At 70.9% G+C, this 18,601-nt stretch carries 20 protein-coding genes; 16 read left to right on the top strand and 4 right to left on the bottom strand.

What is annotated here, in order from left to right:
* Positions 1-12 precede the first annotated feature (12 nt).
* The 8 genes from G361_RS0113240 to G361_RS0113205 all read left to right on the top strand — a co-directional run bounded on the left by G361_RS0113240 (position 13) and on the right by G361_RS0113205 (position 7,518).
* Entirely contained in the window at positions 13-1,059 is a 1,047-nt protein-coding gene (locus G361_RS0113240) for an ABC transporter substrate-binding protein (protein ID WP_019927563.1), read from the top strand.
* Positions 1,056-2,060: an ABC transporter substrate-binding protein gene (locus G361_RS0113235; protein WP_019927562.1), complete on the top strand. Its 1,005-nt coding sequence runs from the start codon at positions 1,056-1,058 to the stop codon at positions 2,058-2,060. Before G361_RS0113240 ends, G361_RS0113235 begins: the two co-directional genes overlap by 4 nt.
* Positions 2,057-2,929: an ABC transporter permease gene (locus G361_RS0113230; protein WP_019927561.1), complete on the top strand. Its 873-nt coding sequence runs from the start codon at positions 2,057-2,059 to the stop codon at positions 2,927-2,929. The genes G361_RS0113235 and G361_RS0113230 overlap by 4 nt, the downstream gene beginning before the upstream one ends.
* Entirely contained in the window at positions 2,926-3,642 is a 717-nt protein-coding gene (locus tag G361_RS43510) for an ABC transporter ATP-binding protein (protein WP_019927560.1), read from the top strand. Before G361_RS0113230 ends, G361_RS43510 begins: the two co-directional genes overlap by 4 nt.
* Positions 3,643-3,761: 119 nt before the next feature.
* Entirely contained in the window at positions 3,762-4,904 is a 1,143-nt protein-coding gene (locus G361_RS0113220; protein WP_019927559.1) for a M20 family metallopeptidase, read from the top strand.
* 43 nt (positions 4,905-4,947) lie between these two features.
* Positions 4,948-5,487 (top strand): LLM class flavin-dependent oxidoreductase, encoded by a 540-nt coding sequence (locus G361_RS46915; RefSeq protein WP_019927558.1) that lies wholly within the window; start codon positions 4,948-4,950, stop codon positions 5,485-5,487.
* A complete protein-coding gene (locus G361_RS0113210) occupies positions 5,477-6,607 on the top strand; it encodes an LLM class flavin-dependent oxidoreductase (protein WP_019927557.1) in 1,131 nt (376 codons plus the stop codon). Before G361_RS46915 ends, G361_RS0113210 begins: the two co-directional genes overlap by 11 nt.
* Entirely contained in the window at positions 6,604-7,518 is a 915-nt protein-coding gene (locus tag G361_RS0113205) for an ABC transporter substrate-binding protein (protein WP_019927556.1), read from the top strand. Before G361_RS0113210 ends, G361_RS0113205 begins: the two co-directional genes overlap by 4 nt.
* A gap of 17 nt (positions 7,519-7,535) precedes the next feature.
* Here the strand turns inward: G361_RS0113205 and G361_RS0113200 are convergent, their stop codons facing one another.
* The 4 genes from G361_RS0113200 to G361_RS0113185 form a co-directional block, all read right to left on the bottom strand.
* On the bottom strand, positions 7,536-7,757 hold the full coding sequence (locus G361_RS0113200; RefSeq protein WP_019927555.1) for an ANTAR domain-containing protein: 222 nt from the start codon (positions 7,755-7,757) through the stop codon (positions 7,536-7,538).
* Between the two features lie 92 nt (positions 7,758-7,849).
* A complete protein-coding gene (locus G361_RS0113195) occupies positions 7,850-8,401 on the bottom strand; it encodes a hypothetical protein (RefSeq protein WP_019927554.1) in 552 nt (183 codons plus the stop codon).
* 73 nt (positions 8,402-8,474) lie between these two features.
* Complete coding sequence (locus tag G361_RS0113190) at positions 8,475-9,515, bottom strand: phosphotransferase (RefSeq protein WP_019927553.1); 1,041 nt, start codon at positions 9,513-9,515, stop codon at positions 8,475-8,477.
* Positions 9,512-10,579: a phosphotransferase family protein gene (locus G361_RS0113185; RefSeq protein ID WP_019927552.1), complete on the bottom strand. Its 1,068-nt coding sequence runs from the start codon at positions 10,577-10,579 to the stop codon at positions 9,512-9,514. The genes G361_RS0113190 and G361_RS0113185 overlap by 4 nt, the downstream gene beginning before the upstream one ends.
* Positions 10,580-10,806: 227 nt before the next feature.
* Between G361_RS0113185 and G361_RS0113180 the strand changes: the two genes are divergently transcribed.
* From G361_RS0113180 to G361_RS0113145, 8 genes are read left to right on the top strand one after another with little or no spacing between them, the layout of a single operon-like run.
* A complete protein-coding gene (locus G361_RS0113180) occupies positions 10,807-12,018 on the top strand; it encodes a CaiB/BaiF CoA-transferase family protein (RefSeq protein ID WP_019927551.1) in 1,212 nt (403 codons plus the stop codon).
* Positions 12,015-12,431 (top strand): Zn-ribbon domain-containing OB-fold protein, encoded by a 417-nt coding sequence (locus G361_RS0113175; protein WP_019927550.1) that lies wholly within the window; start codon positions 12,015-12,017, stop codon positions 12,429-12,431. Before G361_RS0113180 ends, G361_RS0113175 begins: the two co-directional genes overlap by 4 nt.
* The gene (locus G361_RS0113170; RefSeq protein WP_019927549.1) at positions 12,428-13,627 is read left to right on the top strand and encodes a thiolase family protein; all 1,200 of its coding nucleotides are present in this window, start codon (positions 12,428-12,430) and stop codon (positions 13,625-13,627) included. Before G361_RS0113175 ends, G361_RS0113170 begins: the two co-directional genes overlap by 4 nt.
* 17 nt (positions 13,628-13,644) lie before the next feature.
* Positions 13,645-15,114, top strand: a complete 1,470-nt coding sequence (locus tag G361_RS0113165) for an aldehyde dehydrogenase family protein (RefSeq protein WP_019927548.1) — start codon at positions 13,645-13,647, stop codon at positions 15,112-15,114.
* A complete protein-coding gene (locus G361_RS0113160; protein WP_019927547.1) occupies positions 15,111-16,352 on the top strand; it encodes an amidohydrolase family protein in 1,242 nt (413 codons plus the stop codon). The genes G361_RS0113165 and G361_RS0113160 overlap by 4 nt, the downstream gene beginning before the upstream one ends.
* Positions 16,345-16,545 carry a ferredoxin gene (locus G361_RS0113155; RefSeq protein ID WP_019927546.1) on the top strand — a complete coding sequence of 67 codons (201 nt, stop codon included), beginning with the start codon at positions 16,345-16,347 and terminating at the stop codon, positions 16,543-16,545. Before G361_RS0113160 ends, G361_RS0113155 begins: the two co-directional genes overlap by 8 nt.
* 38 nt (positions 16,546-16,583) lie before the next feature.
* Positions 16,584-17,366: an SDR family NAD(P)-dependent oxidoreductase gene (locus G361_RS0113150; protein WP_019927545.1), complete on the top strand. Its 783-nt coding sequence runs from the start codon at positions 16,584-16,586 to the stop codon at positions 17,364-17,366.
* A complete protein-coding gene (locus G361_RS0113145) occupies positions 17,363-18,601 on the top strand; it encodes a cytochrome P450 (RefSeq protein WP_019927544.1) in 1,239 nt (412 codons plus the stop codon). The genes G361_RS0113150 and G361_RS0113145 overlap by 4 nt, the downstream gene beginning before the upstream one ends.

Raw genomic sequence — 18,601 nt, 5'->3', positions numbered from 1 at the left:
GGAGGTACCGCGATGTCCGCTCCCGTCCCGCCCGAGACGCTGGACACGCTGTGGTTCACCCGGTGTCCGGTGCCGACGGCCACCGGTATCGCGGCCGATCGGGGTTGGCTCGCCGCCGAATTCGCGGCCGACGGGCTCGCGGTGCGCTCGCTGCAGGACGCGGGTCCCGGCGTGCTGCGCGACAGTCACTACACCCACGCGCTCACCGGCCTGTTCCGCGAGGGCGGCAACGTGCCGGCGCTGTGGGCGCGCGCCGGCGGCGAGCCGACCCGGCTGATCGGGCTGACCTGGATCGAGGAACGCCAGGCCGTCCTGGTCCGCCGCGGCCACGACCTCACCGCGCCCGCACAACTGGCCGGCCTGCGGGTCGCGATCCCGCGCCGGCCGATCGCCATCGACTTCTGGCGGGCCATGGCCCTGGCCGGATTCGCCGGTGCGCTCGCCGCCGCCGGGCGCACCCTCGGCGACGTGCGGCCGGTGGACATCGACGCCGCGCCCGGCGCCGACCAGTGGGTCGCCGAACTCGAGGCGTTGCGCGACGGCCGGGTGGACGCGGTGTACGTGAAGGGCGCGCTGGCCGTCGAGGCGGCCGCCCGCCACGACGCGGTGGTCGCCCTCGATCTGGATTCGTTCCCGGACAAGGGTATTCGCATCAACAACGGCACGCCGCGACCGGTCACCGTGCATCAGCGGCTGCTCGACGAGCATCCGGGGATCGTGAGCCGATTCCTCGCGGTGCTGCTGGAAGCGGCCGACTGGGCCGCCGCCAACCCGGCCGACGTGCCGCGCATCCTGGCCGCCGAGACCGGGGCCGGCGCCGCCGGTGTCGCGGGCGCCTATGCCTGGACCGGCCACCCCGACCTGCGCCTGGATCTGTCCGGGCAGCGCCTGGAACTGCTTGCCCGCCAAGAACATTTCCTGCGCGGCCACGGCTTCCTCGCCGCGCCGGTCGACGTCGCCGCATGGGCCGACCCGGCACCGCTGGCGGCCGCCACCGCCCTCGTCTCGGCCCGCGCCGGCCGCCGTCTCGTCCCCACCGAAGTTCGGAGTTCCCGATGACCGTCACCCGTGTCCTGGCCCTGGCGGCCGCCGTCGCCCTCACCGCCGTGGTGTCCGCCTGCTCGTCCACCGGCTCGGACGGCGCGAAATCCGCGACGGGAACCGTCACGGTCCGCATTCCCGATCCCGGCAACTCCGGCGCGCTGGCCCTCGGCAAGAAGGACGGCAGCCTGGACGCCGCGCTGGCGAAGGTCGGTGCGAAGGTGCAGTGGACCGGCAGCGCCGGCCCGTTCGCCCCGGCCGCACAGGAATTGGACAACAACGAACTCGACCTCGCCGAGGGCTCGATCACCTCGGCGGTCGCGGCCCTGGCGCAGAAGGCGGGCTTCGGCTTGTTCGCCGCGGTCGCACCCGACGCCGTCGGGGAAGGCATCCTGGTCAAGGACTCGTCGCCGATCAAGTCGGTCGCGGACCTGGCCGGCAGGAAGGTCGTGGTGTGGCACGGCGGGTCCAGCGAATATCTGCTGCTGCGGGCGCTGGCCCGCAACAACGTCCCGGCCGACGCGGTGACGCGGGTGTACCTGCAACCCGGTCAGAGTGCGGCGGTGCTGCACTCCGGTCAGGTCGACGCGTGGGCCACCTGGGCCACCTACTCGGTCTCCGAACGCGCCAACGCCGGTGAACATTTCCTGGTGAACGGCGGCGACATCGGTTCGCAGAACTACGCGGTGTGGGCGGCGCGCAACGAATTCGTGCAGCAGCATCCGGCCGTGGTGAAGGCGTTCTACGACTATCTGCACCAGGCCGAACAGCAGCAGGCCGCGCATCCGGAGAACTACCTCAACGTGTTCCACACCTCGGGCCCGGACGCCTTCGAGGGCCGGCAGCGGGATCTGGAGATCGAATTCCTGAAGGCGGGCAAGCCGACCTCGGCGATCACCACCACGGACAAGGCGGCCTTCGCGGAGGTGTCGAAATTCTTCGCCGATCAGAAGGTGCTCGACGGCGCCTTCGACGTCGAACCGCATCTGGTCGACGTCGGCGCGCTGGCGGACCGATGACCGCGGTGGTGGGCCGGACGGGTGCCGACGCGGTGGCGGCTCCCGCGGCGGCGGAATCGGGTGGCTCCCTGATCACCCCGCGGGTCCGGGTGCCCCGGCCGCGGCCGCGCGGGGTGGCGTTCGTGCTGCGCGCGCTGGGCCCGCTGGTGATCCTCGCGGTCTGGTGGATCGCGTCGGCCACCGGCCTGCTCACCCCGGATCTGCTGGCCTCACCGCCGGAGGTGCTGCGTGCGGCCGGAAAGCTCTGGGACAGTGGGCAATTGACGGACGCGCTGGCGGTGTCGCTGAGCCGCGCCGGAACGGGACTGTGCTTCGGCGTGCTCACCGGGCTCGTGCTCGGCGTGCTGACCGGTTCCTGGCGGCTGGGTGAGGACCTGCTCGATTCGGCGGTACAGACGCTGCGAGCGCTGCCGTTCCTGTCGCTGGTGCCGCTGTTCATGGTGTGGTTCGGCATCGGCGAGTCGGCGCGGATCATCCTGATCGCGGTGGCCACCACCTTCCCGATGTACGTGTCGACCTTCGGCGCGGTCCGCACCACGGACCCGAAACTGCTGGAGGCGGCCCGCACCTTCGGCCTGAGCCGGCTCGCCGTGGTGGGCCGGATCGTGCTGCCAGGCGCCCTCCCGGCGCTGCTGTCCGGGCTGCGCCTGTCGACGACCCTCAGCGTGATCGCGCTGATCGCCGCCGAGGAGATCAATTCCACTGCGGGACTGGGTTATCTGATGGCGCAGGCGCAGAACTTCTCCCGCACCGACATCCTGTCGGTGATCATCCTGATCTACGGCCTGCTCGGTCTGCTCGCGGATATCGTCATCCGCGCGCTGGAACGGGTCCTGATGCCGTGGCGTACCCCGGGAGTGGCCCGATGAGCCTGTCCGGCACCGCGATTGCGCTGACGAACCTGACCCGCGCCTTCGGCGACCGCCGAGTCCTCGACGGCATCGGCCTCACCGTGCGCCGCGGCGAATTCCTGGCCCTGCTGGGCGCCAGCGGTTCCGGCAAGACCACGCTGCTGCGCATCCTCGCCGGACTCGACCGGCCCGACGCCGGCACGGTTCTCGTCCCGCGCGCCCGCACCGTCGTCTTCCAGGAACCACGCCTGATCCCGTCGCAGCGGGTGCTCGGCAACGTCACGATCGGGCTACCGCGCGGCGCGGCGACCCGCGAGACGGCACAGGCCGCGCTGGCGGAGGTCGGACTCGCCGACCACGCCCGCGCCTGGCCCGCCACCCTCTCCGGCGGCGAGGCGCAACGCGTCGCCCTGGCCCGTGCCCTGGTCCGCGAGCCCGAATTGCTGTTGCTGGACGAACCTTTCGCCGCCCTCGACGCCCTGACCCGCCTGCGGATGCAGGACCTGGTCGCCGACCTGTGTGCCCGCCACCACCCCGCGGTCCTCCTGGTCACCCACGACGTCGACGAGGCGATCCGCCTGGCCGACCGGGTCGCGGTCCTGCGCGACGGCCACCTGGTCACCGACGAACCGGTGACCGTCACCCGCCCCCGCGACCCGGGCGACCCGGACTTCACGGCATTACGCCGCCGCCTCTTGGCCGACCTCGGCGTCACGGGAGTCCCGGCGTGAGCGATCAGGGGCCGGAGCCTCGCCACGGAGGCCTCCCGCTCACGCCGCATGGCTACAGCGCGAGCGCGGCGGCGGGTCTGCTCGACGATGCGCGCGCGAGGCAATCGGAGTTGGTCCGCTTGCGGCGGGAGCTGCACGCCGAACCCGAAGTGGGACGGCACCTTCCGCGGACGCAGGAGAAGGTGCTGCGCGCGCTCGACGGTCTCGGGCTGGAGGTGCGCACCGGTACCGCGCTGACCTCGGTGGTGGCGGTGGTGCGCGGAACCGGTTCCGCCGCACCGGTTCTGCTGCGCGCCGACCTGGACGCGCTGCCGATGACGGAGCGCACCGGACTGGACTACGCCTCGCGGATCCCCGGTGCCGCGCACGCCTGCGGCCACGATCTGCACACCGCGATCCTGGTCGGGACGGCCGGGCTGCTCGCGGCCCGGCGCGATCGGCTCGCTGGTGACGTGATCCTGATGTTCCAGCCCGGCGAGGAGGGCCACGACGGCGCCGCCCTGATGCTGGCCGAGGGATTACTCGAGGTGGCCGGAACCCGGCCCGCCACCGCCTACGCCCTGCATGTGGGAGCGGCCACACCGGCAGGCGTGTTCGGCCATCGTGCCGGACCCGTGCTGGCGGCGTCGGGCACCCTCGCGGTGACCTTCCACGGCGCGGGTGGGCACGGCGCGGCACCACATCTGGCCCGCGATCCGATTCCGGCGCTGGGTGCCGCGATCGGTGCGCTGCAATCCCTGGTCACCCGCCGATTCGACGCGCAGGACCCGGTGGTGCTCTCGATCGGCGCGGTGCACGCGGGTACGGCGGCCAACATCGTGCCGGAGACGGCCACGCTGACGGCGACCACCCGGGCGTTCAGCGCCGCGACCCACACTCGGCTCGCCGCGGCCGCGACCGAGGTCTGCCACGGCATCGCCGCGGCCCACGGCGTCACCGCCACCGTCGAGGTGACCGACGGCTATCCGGTCACCGTCAACGATCCGGCCCGGACCGCCGTCGCGACCGAGGTGCTCACGGAGCTGTTCGGCCCCGACCGGGTGCGGCCGACGCCGCAGCCGGGCATGTTCTCCGACGACATCGGCCGGGTGCTCGCCGAGGTGCCCGGCGCGATGCTGACCCTCGGCGCCTGTCCACCCGGCACGGACCCCGCGCACGCCCCCGGAAATCATTCGCCCCGAGCGATTTTCGACGATTCGGTGCTCGCGGACGGCGTGTCCGCACTCACCGGGCTCGCGTTGCGCGCCACCGGATCGGCATGACCGGCCACCGGAATCCACCCGCCTCGCAAAGGATTCGACTCCCATGACCCATATCGTGCTGCCCGCCGCGGCCGATGCGCCGCCGCCGGCCCGGCTGCCGGCCCATCTCACCGATCTGCGTCCGGCGCCGGAATCTCCCGCGCTCGCACTGGCCCGAGCCGCCGATCTCGCGGGCTTGGCCGGCGTGCTGGTGCCGTTCGACCCCCAGGGCCCCGAATCGATCGTCACCGCGGCGGCACTGCTGCGGGCGACCCGATACGTCCAGGTCGTCGCCGGAATCCACAGCGGCGCAACCACATCGCAGTACGCGGCGAAGTTGTCGGCCTCGTTGCAGCGCTTCTCCGGCGGCCGGTTCGGCTGGCACCTCGAGGCGGACGATCCGGACCGCGAGCGGTTCGTGGCGGTGGCGCGCGAATTCTGGCATTCCCCAGAGGGTTTGCCGAAGCCGTTGTCCGACAACCCGTTTCCGGCGGTGTACGTCGGCGGGATCGACGGCCGGGGTACACCCGGCTTCGTCGAGGTCGGATCCGATCCGGGCGAGGTGTACCGGCTGGGGGAGAAGGAGTCCGCACATGTCGGTTGACATCTATTGGCGCATCGCGATGGAGGGCGACCAGACCTCGTTGCGGCGGCCCGGCAGCAGCCGGGGCGGGTTCGCCCCGCACCTGCCCGACGCGCTGGCGCCGGGCCGGCGCGGCGCCGGCTGGGACGGGTTCACCCACGCCGACTACATGGCGGAGGTGATCCGGTCCGCGGAGGATTCCGGATTCGTCGGCGGGCTGCTGCCGTCGTTCCCGCACACCGACGATCCGTGGGCGGCCGCGGCCACCCTGGCGGCCGAAACCCGCAGCTGGCGTTTCATGGTCGCGTTCCAGCCCGGATTCCTGCATCCGGTGCAGGCGGCCCGGATGAGCGCCACCTTGCAGCGCGCGACCGGCGGCCGGCTGGTCTACAACATCATCTCCGGCGGCGGTGGACCCGCGCAGCTGTGGTGGGGCGACACCACCGCGCACGACGACCGGTACGCGCGCACCTCGGAATTCCTCGACGTCCTGAAGGGGGTGTGGCACGGCGACGGCGGCTTCCGGCACGACGGCCGGTTCTACCGGGTCGACGACGGTGGCCTGCCGGAACTGCTCGCCGGACAACCCTTTCCGGAGATCTACTTCTCCGGCTCGTCCCCCGCCGCGATCGACGCCGCCGGCCGGCACGCCGACCACTACCTGTCGTGGCTGGAACCGTTCGAGGCGCTGGCCGCGAAATTCGACGCGGTGCGGGCGAACAGCCCCCGGCCGCCGAAATTCGCCGTGCGCGTGGACGTCCTGGCCCGCGAGACCGCGGACGAGGCCTGGGAGGAGATCCGGCTCGGCTGGGCCGCCGCACCGGAAATCGAACGCGCGGAAGGTGATTCGGTCGGCTGGCGGCGCAGCCAGGATTTCGCCGTGGGAACCGACCCCGCCGATCATCGGGCACTCGAGGTGCAGCCCAACGTGTGGGGCGGGTTCCATCGGCTGCGCCCCGGACCGGCTTTCGGCCTGGTCGGTTCCTACCGTGAGGTCGCCGCTCGGCTCGACGAACTGATCGATCTGGGGGTGGGCGCGTTCATCCTGGCCGGCGTCCCGCACCTGGAGGAGGCCCGCCGGGTGGGCCGCCACGTTCTGCCCCTGTTGAAAGACCGCACCGGAAAGGTGAATTCGCGATGACCATCCGCATCGGCTACTTCCCGCAGAACAACACCCTGTGGGTGCTGCGGCACCTCGGCATCCTCGAACGGACGCTGCCCGATCTCGAATGGGTGGATCTGCGCACGCTGGACAACCCGCGGGTCGACCCCACCGCCGGGCTGCCCTCCGGACACGGTGACCATCTGTTCGACGGGGGCTACGACGTCATCGGAACCGGATCCACACCGCCGGTCACCGCGCAGGCGAAGGGCCACGACGTCGTCTACCTCGCCGTCTCCGGGCCGCGAGTGGAGAACGGCCGCTTGGTCGTCCACGCCGACTCCGATATCCACGAGCCCGCCGATCTGCGCGGTAAGCGGGTCGCGCTCGGCCACGGGTCCTGGCAGACCACCCTGTTGCTGCTGGCGCTGGAGAAGGCCGGGCTGGGCTGGGGCGATATCGTCCCCGTCGACGCGTATGCCGATGCGGCGCAGCGCTTCCTGGCCCGGGACGTGGACGCCTGGGTCGGGTCCTATCCGTTCCTGACCCGGGTCGAGCAGCAGGCACAGCTGCGCGAGGTGATCCCGACCGACGGGTTGTTCAGCCATCGCTCGCTGTGGTTCACCGGCCGCGCGTTCGCCACCGAGCACCGGGCCGAGGTGGCCGCGATCGTCGCGGCGCTGCAGGCCGCCGACGAGTGGACGCGGGACCACCCGGCCGAGGCCGCCGCGTTGTTCGCCGCCGACGACGGCCGTCCGGCGGCGGAGTGGGAGCATGCCCTGCGCACCCGCCCGTGGGGCCTGCTGCCGGTCGAGGCGGATTTCGTTGCCGAGCAGCAGCACGCCGCCGACCTGTTCTTCGCCAACGGGCTGATCCGGCAGCGGATCCGGGTCGCCGACGCGGTGCTGCCGGAGATCGGCGACGTGGTCCGGGCGGCGGCGAACCGCTGACCCGCGCCGGGCGGCGGTCACCCGGCCGTGGCGGCGATCTCCACCGCCACGACCGTGAATCCGACGCCGCGGCGGCCGGAGATCTCGTGCAGGACACCCAGTGCCGTCGCCCGGTCGCAATGCCGTTGTGCCATCACGACTCCCACCGCCCGCTCGATCGGCGATCCCGACCGCAGCGCGCTGCGCACCTGCGCCGCGGCGGTGACCTGCCGCTGATGTTCCACCATCGCATCCAGCATGAGACTCACGTCCGTTCGACAATGCCGACTGTCAGAAGCGACTGTCCGGTCAGGGTTGTCGGATACCCATTCGGTCGCCGCCCCGAACTCGATCAGGTGAGCGGCACCAGCCGGCTGCGCTGGGCCAGCGGCGTGGCCGCGATCACGCCGGCGATCAACTGCCGCATCCGATCCGCGGACGGTCCGTACAGATACAGGGCGGTCTCGGTGGGGCCCTGCCAGTACGACACGTAGTCGCCCTCCTCGCCGAGCGAGCGATCGATCGAGTCGATCAGCTCGTTCGGGTCGGCGTTCTCGTACACCTCCGTGGGCAGCTCGGTGCCGTTGAGGTACAGGCCCAGACCCTCGGTGACGCCGAACGGCACCGGATCGCCGCCGTCCACGGTGGTGTACGAACCGCGCGGCGCGCCCACGGAATTCAGGAATTCGACGACGGTGCCGACCACCCGGTCGGGCGAATCCGCCACCTCCACCTCGATATCGCAGGACAGCGGTTCCCCGTCCGCGCCGAGAGCGGTTCCGCCGCCGTCGATTTCGGTTCCCGGATGCAACTTGTCGAGGACCACCTGCAACGAGTCCTCCAGGTCGTGGCGGTGCATCGGCTGTTGCCGGTAGGCGAGATGGATTCGCAGATGATGTGACACGCTGCGATCGTAGGACTACCGCCGATCGCCGGCGGGCCGGGGTGTCGCGGTGGCGCAGAACATGTTCGGCGCCTCACACGCCGAGCAGATCCAGACTGCCGTGCCGGGCGACCGCGGCGGAGAGCCGGCCGGTGAGGCGTTCGACGATCGGGCGTGCGACCGCACGGGTGATACCCCACAGATACATGCCGTAGGGCAGATAGGCGCGGTAGAGCCACCACGCGCGCTCGCGGTCCGGCGGGGTGACCCCGTGTGCGGCGAGCCGATCCAGATAGTGGTCGAGCAGGTCGCGTTCGGTGGCGGCGAGGTCGTCCGGATCGAGCACGGTCGCCAGATGGTAGCCGACATCGAGTGCCCAGATACCGCGCTGCACCACCTGCCAGTCGATCAGCCCGGGGCTGCCGTCGGCGAGTTCGTAGATGTTGCCGGTGTGCAGATCGCCATGCACCAGGCAGGACGGATGTTCGGCGCGCCGGGCATCCATGGCCGCCATCGCCGCGAGCAGGCGGTCGGCCCGCCGGACCGGCTCCGGGATGTCGCCGGTGCGGCCGTCGTCCAGCAGTTGTTGCAGCGTCTCGGCGGGCAGTACCCGGGACAGTCCGGCCAGGCGGGCCGGGAAGTGTTGCTGGAGGTCGGCTTTCGAGTCCTCCCAGGTCGCGGCGTGCAGGGCCGCGAGCTGGTCCAGGGTGCCGGTGGCCTGTTCGGCGCTGTAGCCGAGCAGCGGATCCAGGAACCGCGCGCCCGCGGCCACCAGATCGTGCATCAGGACCAGCGCGTGCCCGCTGTCCGGATCCACCGCGGCGTGGACGCACGGCGGGGTCCGGATCGGGAGCTGCCCGGCGGCGAACAGATAGAAGTCCGCCTCGGCGCGGGTGGTACGGCCGCGGGTGGCCGGATCGAAATACCCCTTGGCGCACAACGCCGGTGGGGCGGTGGTGGGCTCGCGGTACTCGACCCGGAAGCGCACCTTGGTGGCGACCGTGCGCAGCCGCTCGGTCACCTCGGTACGCACCGGGACCGCGTCCGGAAACCGTTGCGCCAGTACGGGTGTGAGCCACTGCGGGGACAGCACCACATCCTCGTCGTACGGCGCGACGCCGCCGGTGTCGTTCATCGTAGATCCTCCGGATCGGGCAGGCCGAGCATTCGGCAGACGTGCGGAATATAGGGACCGCGCCGCGATTTCACCGAGGGCAGGCGCAGCGAGCGGCCGGTGTGCAGACTCAGCAGGCCCGCCTTCAGGCCCGCGAACACCTCGTGCCAGCGCAGGTTGTCGGCCCGCAGGCCGGTCAGTTCCTGCCAGCGGTCGATGGTCTCGGCACGGGTGCCCAGGCCCGGCAGGCGAGCGACATCCTGTGCGGTGCTGTGCATCTCGTCGAACAACAGCCACCAGGCCAGGTCGGCGACCGGATCGGCCAGCGCGGCCTGTTCCCAGTCCATGACGCCGACGACCCCGAAGTCGTTGTCGAACATGATGTTCCCGATCCGGGCGTCGCCCCAGGACAATCCGGGGGCGGAGGTGGCCGGCCGATTGTCGGACAGCCAATCGAGCAGCGTGCGGACCGTGCCCGGAACCTCGTCGCCGAGCGCCCATTCCACGTAGCGCCGCCAGTAGGCCAGCTGCTGTTCGTCACCGGCAGGGCCGTGTTCGGGCCGGTCGACGAACGGCACCGCGGCGGCGGGCACCCGGGTGACCGCGGCCAACTGCGCGACGGCGTTCTCCCACAGCGTTCTCCGCTGTTCGGCGGTGGCCTCGGTCAGCCAGCCCTCGCGGTTGTAGACCGGCATGCTGACCGGAACCCGGCCGTTCATCCGGCGCATCAGGTAGAACGGGCGGCCGAGGAGTTCGGGATCCTCCTCGAACCACAGCGCCTCGGGCACCCGGACGCCACCGTGCTCGCGCAACGCGACCAGGATGTCGTACTGAATCCGGAACTTCGGATCGAAGAACATCTGATACTGGGGTGCGGGTGCGATCCGCAGCACGAACTCGTCGACCGAGGAGGCCGAGCGAACCCGGATCAGGATGGTCTCGTTGGAGATTCCCGCGCCGCGCGGGTAGTCGAGGTCCTCGATCTCGACGGACGGGACCGCCAGCCGGGCGGCCAGCCACGGTCGTAGGACGGTCGCGGTGATGTCGAGGTCGCGACCCTTGGAGAAGACAGGCGCCTGCTTCATTGCTCTCGCCTTTCTGGATCATCGTGCCACCTGAGGGTAGAACAGGGTTCTGATCTTCGGGCCGGAATCGAATATCTCATGATCAAAGTAGAACGTTGTTCCCAAACGGCGAGAGTCTTGTTACGCTCACGAAGCGTGAACGGATCGGATGCCGCATCGCGACGCCGGGGGGCGTGAATCGAAAAGTCATGCGATGCAAGGCAATCCGAGCTAGCCGAGGAGGCTGCATGGAACAGGGCGCGTTCGACGGAGTACGCGTCGTCGAGTTGGCGCAATGGGTGTTCGTACCGGTAGCCGGTGCGTTGCTGTCCGACTGGGGCGCCGACGTGATCAGGATCGAGCGACTCGACGGCGACCCGTATCGCGGGCTGGCCACCCAGGGCATCGGCACCGATCGCGGTGGGCCGAATCTGTCGGTGGCACTGGCGAATCGGGGCAAGCGGTCGGTGGCGGTGGATCTGCGCGACGCGGCCGGCCGGACCGTGCTGGACGAACTGCTGGCGACCGCCGACGTGCTGCTGACCAGCCTGCGCCCCGGCGCACTGGCCCGGCTGGGCCTGGATCAGCAGACGCTGCGGGAACGCTATCCGCGCCTGATCTACGCCCGCGGGAACGGTTTCGGGGTCCGCGGGCCGGATGCCGACCAGCCCGGCTACGACAGTTCCGCGTTCTGGTCCCGCGGCGGCCTCGCCTATCTGCTCACCCCCGGCGAGCGGGACTACCCGATCTCGCAGCGCGGCGCGATGGGCGATCGCAACGGGGCGGTGGCCCTGGCGTTCGGTATCGCCTCGGCGCTGCTGAAACGGACCCGCACCGGCGTCGGCTCGGTGGTCGACGTGTCGCTGCTCGGGATCGCGCTGTCGACGCTGTCGTCGGATCTACTCGTGGCACTCAACGGCACCGCGCCCGAGCCCACCGGCGGCCGTGGGCCACAGGTCAATCCGCTCACCGCCACCTATCGCACCTCCGACGGCCGGCACATCCAGCTGATGTTCCTGCAGGGGGACCGCTACTGGGGTGAGTTCTGCCGGCTGATCGATCGCCCGGAGCTGATCACCGACGAGCGCTTCGCCGATCTGGCCGCGCGCCGCACCCACAGCGCGGCCTGTATCGCCGAACTCGACGCCGAATTCGCCCGGCGCGGCTTCGCCGACTGGAAGCAGCTGCTGTCGAAGCTGGACGCCCCCTGGGCGCCGGTGCAGTCCATGGCCGAGATCGTCACCGATCCCCAGGTGGTCGCCAACGGGTATGTCGGCGAGGTCGAACTCGAGGACGGCCGCACCTACCGATTCCCCAGGGTCCCGGTGCAATTCGACGAACAGCCGCCGGAACTGCGCCGCGCCCCGGAACACGGCGAGCACACCGAGAGCGTGCTGCTGGAACTCGGCTACGACTGGGACCGGATCACCGCCCTGAAGTCCGCGGGGGTGGTTCCGTGACCGGCCGTCCACTCCCGCAACCGGATGCGCAGTCGGCCCTGTACTGGCGCGCCGCCGCGGAAGGCCGCCTCACCGTGGCCCGCTGTGCCCGCTGCGAGCACTACACCGTCCCGCCCGACGTGGTCTGCCCGCACTGCGGTTCCGGCACACCGGATTTCACCTTCACCCCGGTCAGCGGCCACGGCACGGTCCGCTCCTGGACCGTGGTGCGGCAGTCCTTCCTGCCCGGCTTCGACGCCGACCTGCCGTACGTCCTCGTCGATGTGGAACTGGCCGAGCAGTCCGAACTGCGCCTGATCGGCCGGCTGCTGGACGGCCCGGACGCACCCCTGCGCCTCGGCGCCCCGGTGCGGGTCGCCTTCGAACACCTCGCGGCCGAAATCGCCGTTCCCGCATTCGAGTTGGCGTCATGACCGGCCGGTTCCCCGCTCGCGACCGGGTGGCGGTCGTCGGCTACGCGCACAGTCCGGTACGGCGGCAGGCGGATCGGCCGCTCGGCGCGCTGGCCGTCGAGACGGCCCGGCAGGCGATCGCCGATGCCGGTCTGGCGGTCGGACAGGTCGACGGCTTCGTCGGTTCGGCGCTGCTGCCCAGTGCCGGTGACCATGCCAAGCAGGACGGCGTGAGCATCGTGTCGCCGAACTGGCTGGCCCAGCACCTCGGCGTCGACCCGCGCTACGCGGCCGGATTCGACGGGATCGGGCAGCTCACCGGTTCGGTGGCCATGGCGGTCAACGCGATCGCCGCCGGCGCCGCGGATTACGTTGTGCTGCACCGCGCTCTGCACAATCCCGGCGGCCGCTACCACGGCAACCCGCTGCGCGAGGCGGGCGGCGCGCAGCAGTGGACCGTGCCGCAGGGCTTCTTCGGGCCGCTGGCCACGATCGCGTTGCCGTACAACGAATATCTGCAGCGCTACGGCGCGAAGCGCGAGTCGATGGCGGCGGTGGTGACCGAGGCCCGCAAGAACGGGTCGCGGCTGCCCTGGTCCTATTGGGCCGGAAAACCGTTGCGCACCGAGGAATACCTGGCCGCGCCGCAGCTGTTCGACCCGGTCTGCACATTCGACTGCGATATCCCGGTCGACGGCGTCGCGGCCTTCGTGCTCACCTCCGCCGAGCGGGCCGCGGATCTGCCGCACCGGCCGGTGTACGTGTCCGGCTACGCCTCCGGCGCGCCGACCCGGCGGCGACTGCCGCAGCACTGGCCGCTGGACGACATCCTCGGCGGCGGTGCGGAAACCGCGCGCCGGTTGTGGGAGAGCGCCGGAATCGGCCCGGACGCCGTGGATCTGCCGCAGGTGTACGACGGTTTCGCGCCGTTCGTCTGGTTCTGGCTGGAGGTGCTCGGCTTCTGCCCGCCGGGCGAGGCCCACCGGTTCGTCGCCGACGGCGGCATCGACAGCGACCGGCCCGGCGCGCTGCCCGCGCTGTCCGGCGGGGGAGCGCTGGGCAACGGCCGCATGCACGGTGTGCCCCAGATGCTCGAGTGCTATCTGCAACTGTCCGGCCGCGCCGGGCAGCGGCAGCGCACGGCGACCGTCGGGGTCGCCTGTCATTCCTCCCCGCATTTCGGCGGGGCCGTCGTCTACAGCTCGGTTCCGTTGTGAGCGTTGGGAGTACCACCGTGGATCTGCTCCGTGAAGACCGTACCTACGTCGCCGGTCGCTGGGTGTCCGGCGACGAGCCGATCGCCGTCGAGAATCCCGCCGACGAGAGTTCCGTCGGCGCCGTCACCGCGACCCCGTGGCCGGAGGTGCAGCGCGCGATCACCGAGGCGCGCCGCAGTTTCGACGCCGGCGTCTGGGCCGACCTGCCCGCCGCCGACCGGGCCCGGGTCCTGCACCGGCTGCTCGACCACGTCGAGGCCGCGCGCGAGACACTGGTCCGGTCCATGGTCCTCGAGGCCGGGCAGCCACTGCGATTCGCCGAATTGAGCCAGTTCCGTTCGGGTCTCGCGCTGGCGCGGCAGACGATCGACCTGTATCTGTCGATGCCGCACGAGCAGTCCGCCCCGGTCCCGGTGGACGATCTGGTCCGGGGCCGGGTGGCGCTGAGCATCCGGCGGCACGAGCCGGTGGGTGTGGTCGCCGCGATCACGCCGTACAACGGTGCGATCATCATGGCCTTCCAGAAGCTGATTCCGGCGCTGCTGGCAGGCAATTCGGTGATCCTGCGGCCGAGCCCGCTCACCCCCATCTCCTCGCTGATCTTCGGGGCCGCGGCCGAGGCCGCGGAACTGCCGGCGGGTGTGCTCAGTGTGATCACCGAAACCGGTTCGGCCGCAGCGGAACTGCTCACCACGCATCCGGCGGTGGATATGGTGTCGTTCACCGGCTCCACCGCGGTGGGCCGGCGGATCCTGGCCCAGGCCGCGCCGACGGTGAAACGGGTGGCGCTGGAACTGGGCGGCAAATCGGCGCAGATCTACCTGCCCGACGCCGTCGACCGGGCCGCCGCCGGCGCCGTGATGGTGGTGGCGTCCACCGCCGGGCAGGCGTGTGTCGCCGCGACCCGGATGCTGGTTCCCGAGGATCGCAAGGCCGAGGTGCTGGCGGCGGTCACCGCCGCCTACGCGCGGATCAGCGTCGGCGCGCCGAGCGATCCGGCCGCCACCATGGGCCCGGTCATCGACGCGGCCGCCCGCGAGCGCTGCGAGCGGTATGTGGCCGCCGCCGAGAAGAACGGCGGCACCGTCGCTTTCGGCGGGAAGCGACCGGCGGGCCTGGACCGCGGCTACTATTTCGAGCCGACCGTACTGGACCTGCCCGACGCCGCGAATCCCGCGGCGCGCGAGGAGATCTTCGGCCCCGTGCTCGCGGTGCTCGGCTACCGCGACCTCGACCACGCGGTGGCGCTGGCCAACGATTCCGAGTACGGCCTCTCCGCGCAGGTCTACGGCGCGGACGTGGCCGCGGCGGTCGGCGTCGCGCGCCGGCTGCGCACCGGGGCGGTGAACGTGAACACCGCCGTGTTCAGCGCCTACGCGCCCAGCGGCGGCTACAAACAGAGCGGCCTGGGCCGCGAACGAGGCCCGGACGGCATCCGGGCCTTCCAGGAAGTCAAGCATATGGCGATCGGAGAACTGACGCGATGACCACCCTCGAAACCCCCCGTGGCACAACGGCTCCCGCCGCCCTCGACCTGGACTGGCTGATCTCGGTCGACGACCACATCCTGGAACCGCCGAACCTGTGGATCGACCGGGTCGCGGCGAAGGACCGGGATCGCGCCCCGCACATGGAGACCGACGCGAACGGCCGCGAGATGTGGGTCTACGACGGCAAGCGGCTGCCCACCTCCGGCCTGTCCGCGGTGGCGGGTAAGTCGAAGGAGGAGTTCAGCCCGGAACCGTTGCCCTACAGCGAGATGCGGCCCGGCTGCTACGACGCGAAGGCCCGCGTCGAGGATATGGATCGCGCCGGAATCCTGGCCTCGCTGTGCTTCCCGACGCTGCCGCGGTTCTGCGGGCAGCTGTTCATGGAGGCCTCCGATCGTGAATTCGGCCTGGTCTGCCTGAAGGCCTACAACGACTGGCTGATCGAGGACTGGTGCGGCAGCGCGCCGGGCCGCTACATCCCGCTGGTGCTCATCCCGCTCTGGGATCCGAAACTGGCCGCCGCGGAGCTGGAACGCTGTGCGGGCTTGGGCGCCACCACCTTCGCGTTCTCGGAGAATCCGGCCCCGCTGGGCCTGCCGACGATCCACGACAAGGATCGCTACTGGGATCCGGTGATGGCGGCCGCGAACGAGCTGAACATGGTGGTCTCGATGCACGTGGGCTCCTCCTCACAGGTGCCGAAGATCGCTCCGGACGCCCCGTTCATGGCCAACCTCACCTGGGGCGCGATGCGCACCTCCGGCACCATGCTGTCCTGGTTGTTCAGCGATATGTTCCAGCGCTACCCGAACGTGAAGATCGCGCTGTCCGAGGGTGAGATCGGCTGGATGCCCTACTATCTGGAGCGCGCCGAACAGGTGCTCGACAAGCAGCGGCACTGGGTGAAGAAGGGCGCGCGGTTCCAGGACCACGCCGGCGGCGGCAGCGCCGACCTGGACACCCTCGACATCCGGAAGTCCTTCCGGGAGCACGTCTTCGGCTGCTTCATCGACGACGAGCACGGCATCGCCAGCATCGACGCGATCGGCGAGGACAACATCATGTGCGAAACCGATTATCCGCATTCGGATTCCACCTGGCCGGACTGCATCGGCGTGGTGCGGCGGCGGATCGCGCACCTGCCCGAGCAGACCCAGTACAAGCTGCTGCGCGGCAACGCCGAACGGCTCTACCGGTTCACCCCCGCCCAGCCCCCGGCGCGGCCGCATGCCTGAGCTCGGGATCACCGTCGACCGGGCCCTGTGCATCGGCAGCGGTGTCTGTGTCGTCTACGCCCCGGCCAGTTTCGAACACGACGAGGCCGCCAAGGCCGTGGCGCTCGACCCGCCCGGCGACGACCTCGACGCGATCCGGGTCGCCGTCGAGGGCTGCCCCACCGGCGCGCTGCGCCTGACGCAATCCGCCTGACCGCGCGCCGGCGGGTACTCACTGGAAGTGTGAAAACTATGTTGTTGCAAGACAAATCGGCGATCGTCACGGGCGCAGGCAACGGCGTGGGCCGGGCCTCGGCGCTGCGGTTCGCCGCCGAGGGAGCGCGGGTGATCTGCGCCGACATCGACCCCGGCGCCGCGAAGCAGACCGCCGACCTCATCGAGACCGCCGGTGGCACCGCGGTTCCCGTCGGGGCGGACGTGTCCCGCGAGGACGAGGTCCAGGCCATGATCGAGACCGCGGCGCAACGGTTCGGCCGGTTGGACATCCTGTTCAACAATGTCGGCATCCCGACCCCGCGGCTGGGCGCGAAGCTCGAGGACCACACGCTCGAGGATTTCCAGCGCCTGGTGGCGGTGAACTTCGGCGGCGTCTTCTTCGGCTGCAAACATGCCGTGCTGCGGTTCAAGCAGCAGGGCGACGGCGGGGTCATCCTCAACACCGGTTCGGTGGCGGGCCTGGTCGCCTGGGGCGGTTCGGTGTACGGGGCCACCAAGGGCGCGGTGCACCAGCTCACCCACGCGGTCGCCATCGAGGGCGCCTCGTTCGGTATCCGCGCCAACGCGATCTGCCCGGCGGGCATGCCCTACACCGGATTCATGGCCGCCGGCGGGCTGTCGCTCACCGATCCCGCGCACCTGGCCGCGGCCGCGGAGAAGGTCGGCGCCGCACACCCATTGGGCCGCCCGATCACCGCCGAGGACTGCGCGGAGGCGGCGGTGTTCCTGGTCTCCGATCGCGCCGCCAACATCACCGGCGTACTGCTGCCGGTCGACGGGGGATATGTCGCGAAATGACCACCACACTCGACATCTCCCGCGTCCGTGAGCTTTTCGATCTGCGCGGCTCGTTCCTGGTGCAGACCGGCGGCGGATATTCCGACGATCCCTATCCGGCCTGGCACCGGCTGCGGGAGCAGGCGCCGGTGCACGCGGGCACCGTGCACGAACTCACCGGCGTCGCGGAACCGCTGGTGTTCCAAGGACTTCCGCATCCGGACCGGCCGCACTTCGCGGCCTTCGGCTACGAGGTGTGCAGTGCCGCCTACCGCGACCCGGTGACCTTCGCCTCCTCCCCGGACGCCGTCGGCGCGACCGGTGCGATCGGCACCGACAGCAGTATGCTGGTGATGGGCGGCGCGCAGCACCGGCGCTATCGCGGGCTGGTGCAGCCGTCCTTCGTCCCGGCGAAAGCCCAATGGTGGATTCGCAATTGGATCGAGGAGACGGTGCACGCGCTGATCGACGAGATCGCCGGGCACGGCCGCGCGGAGCTGAATGTCGACTTCTGCGCGGCGATCCCGGTGCTCACCATCACCGGCAGTTTCGGTGTCCCGGTGGCGCAGGCGCTCGACATCCGCGCGGCGTTGCGCCGCCCGGGAGCGGTGGTGGAGATCCTCGCCCCGATCGTCGCCGCGCGCCGCGAACAGCCGGCCGACGACCTGATCAGTGTGCTGGTGCAGGCGGAGTACACCGACGACGACGGCGTCACGCACCGGCTGTCCGACGACGAGATCTACTCGTTCTCGGTGCTGTTGCTCACCGCCGGGTCGGGCACCACCTGGAAGCAGATGGGCATCACCTTGACCGCGCTGCTGCAACGGCCGGAGGTGCTGCGGGCGGTGCACGCGGACCGGCGGCTGCTGCGCCCGGCGATCGAGGAGGCGCTGCGCTGGTCGCCGACCGATCCGATGTTCTCCCGATTCGTCACCGCCGACACCGAATTCCACGGCACGCGGCTACCGGCCGGCGCGGTGCTGCACCTGTGCCTCGGCGCCGCCAACCGCGATCCGGATCGCTGGGATCGCCCGGACGAGTACGACATCACCCGCCCGCCGAAACCGTCGCTGGCCTTCGGCAGCGGCCCGCACACCTGCCTCGGCATGCATGTGGCGCGGGCCGAGATGCTCACCGGCATCGGGGCATTGCTGGATCGGCTGCCGAATCTGCGGCTGGATCCCGACGCGGAACCGCCGCGCCTGATCGGCATGTACGAGCGCGGCGCCACCGCCATCCCCGTCCGCTTCGACTGA

It is taken from the genome of Nocardia sp. BMG111209, assembly GCF_000381925.1.
Classification (GTDB): domain Bacteria; phylum Actinomycetota; class Actinomycetes; order Mycobacteriales; family Mycobacteriaceae; genus Nocardia.
The sequence above is the reverse complement of the archived record's forward strand: the minus strand, read 5'-3'. Positions and strand labels throughout refer to the sequence as shown.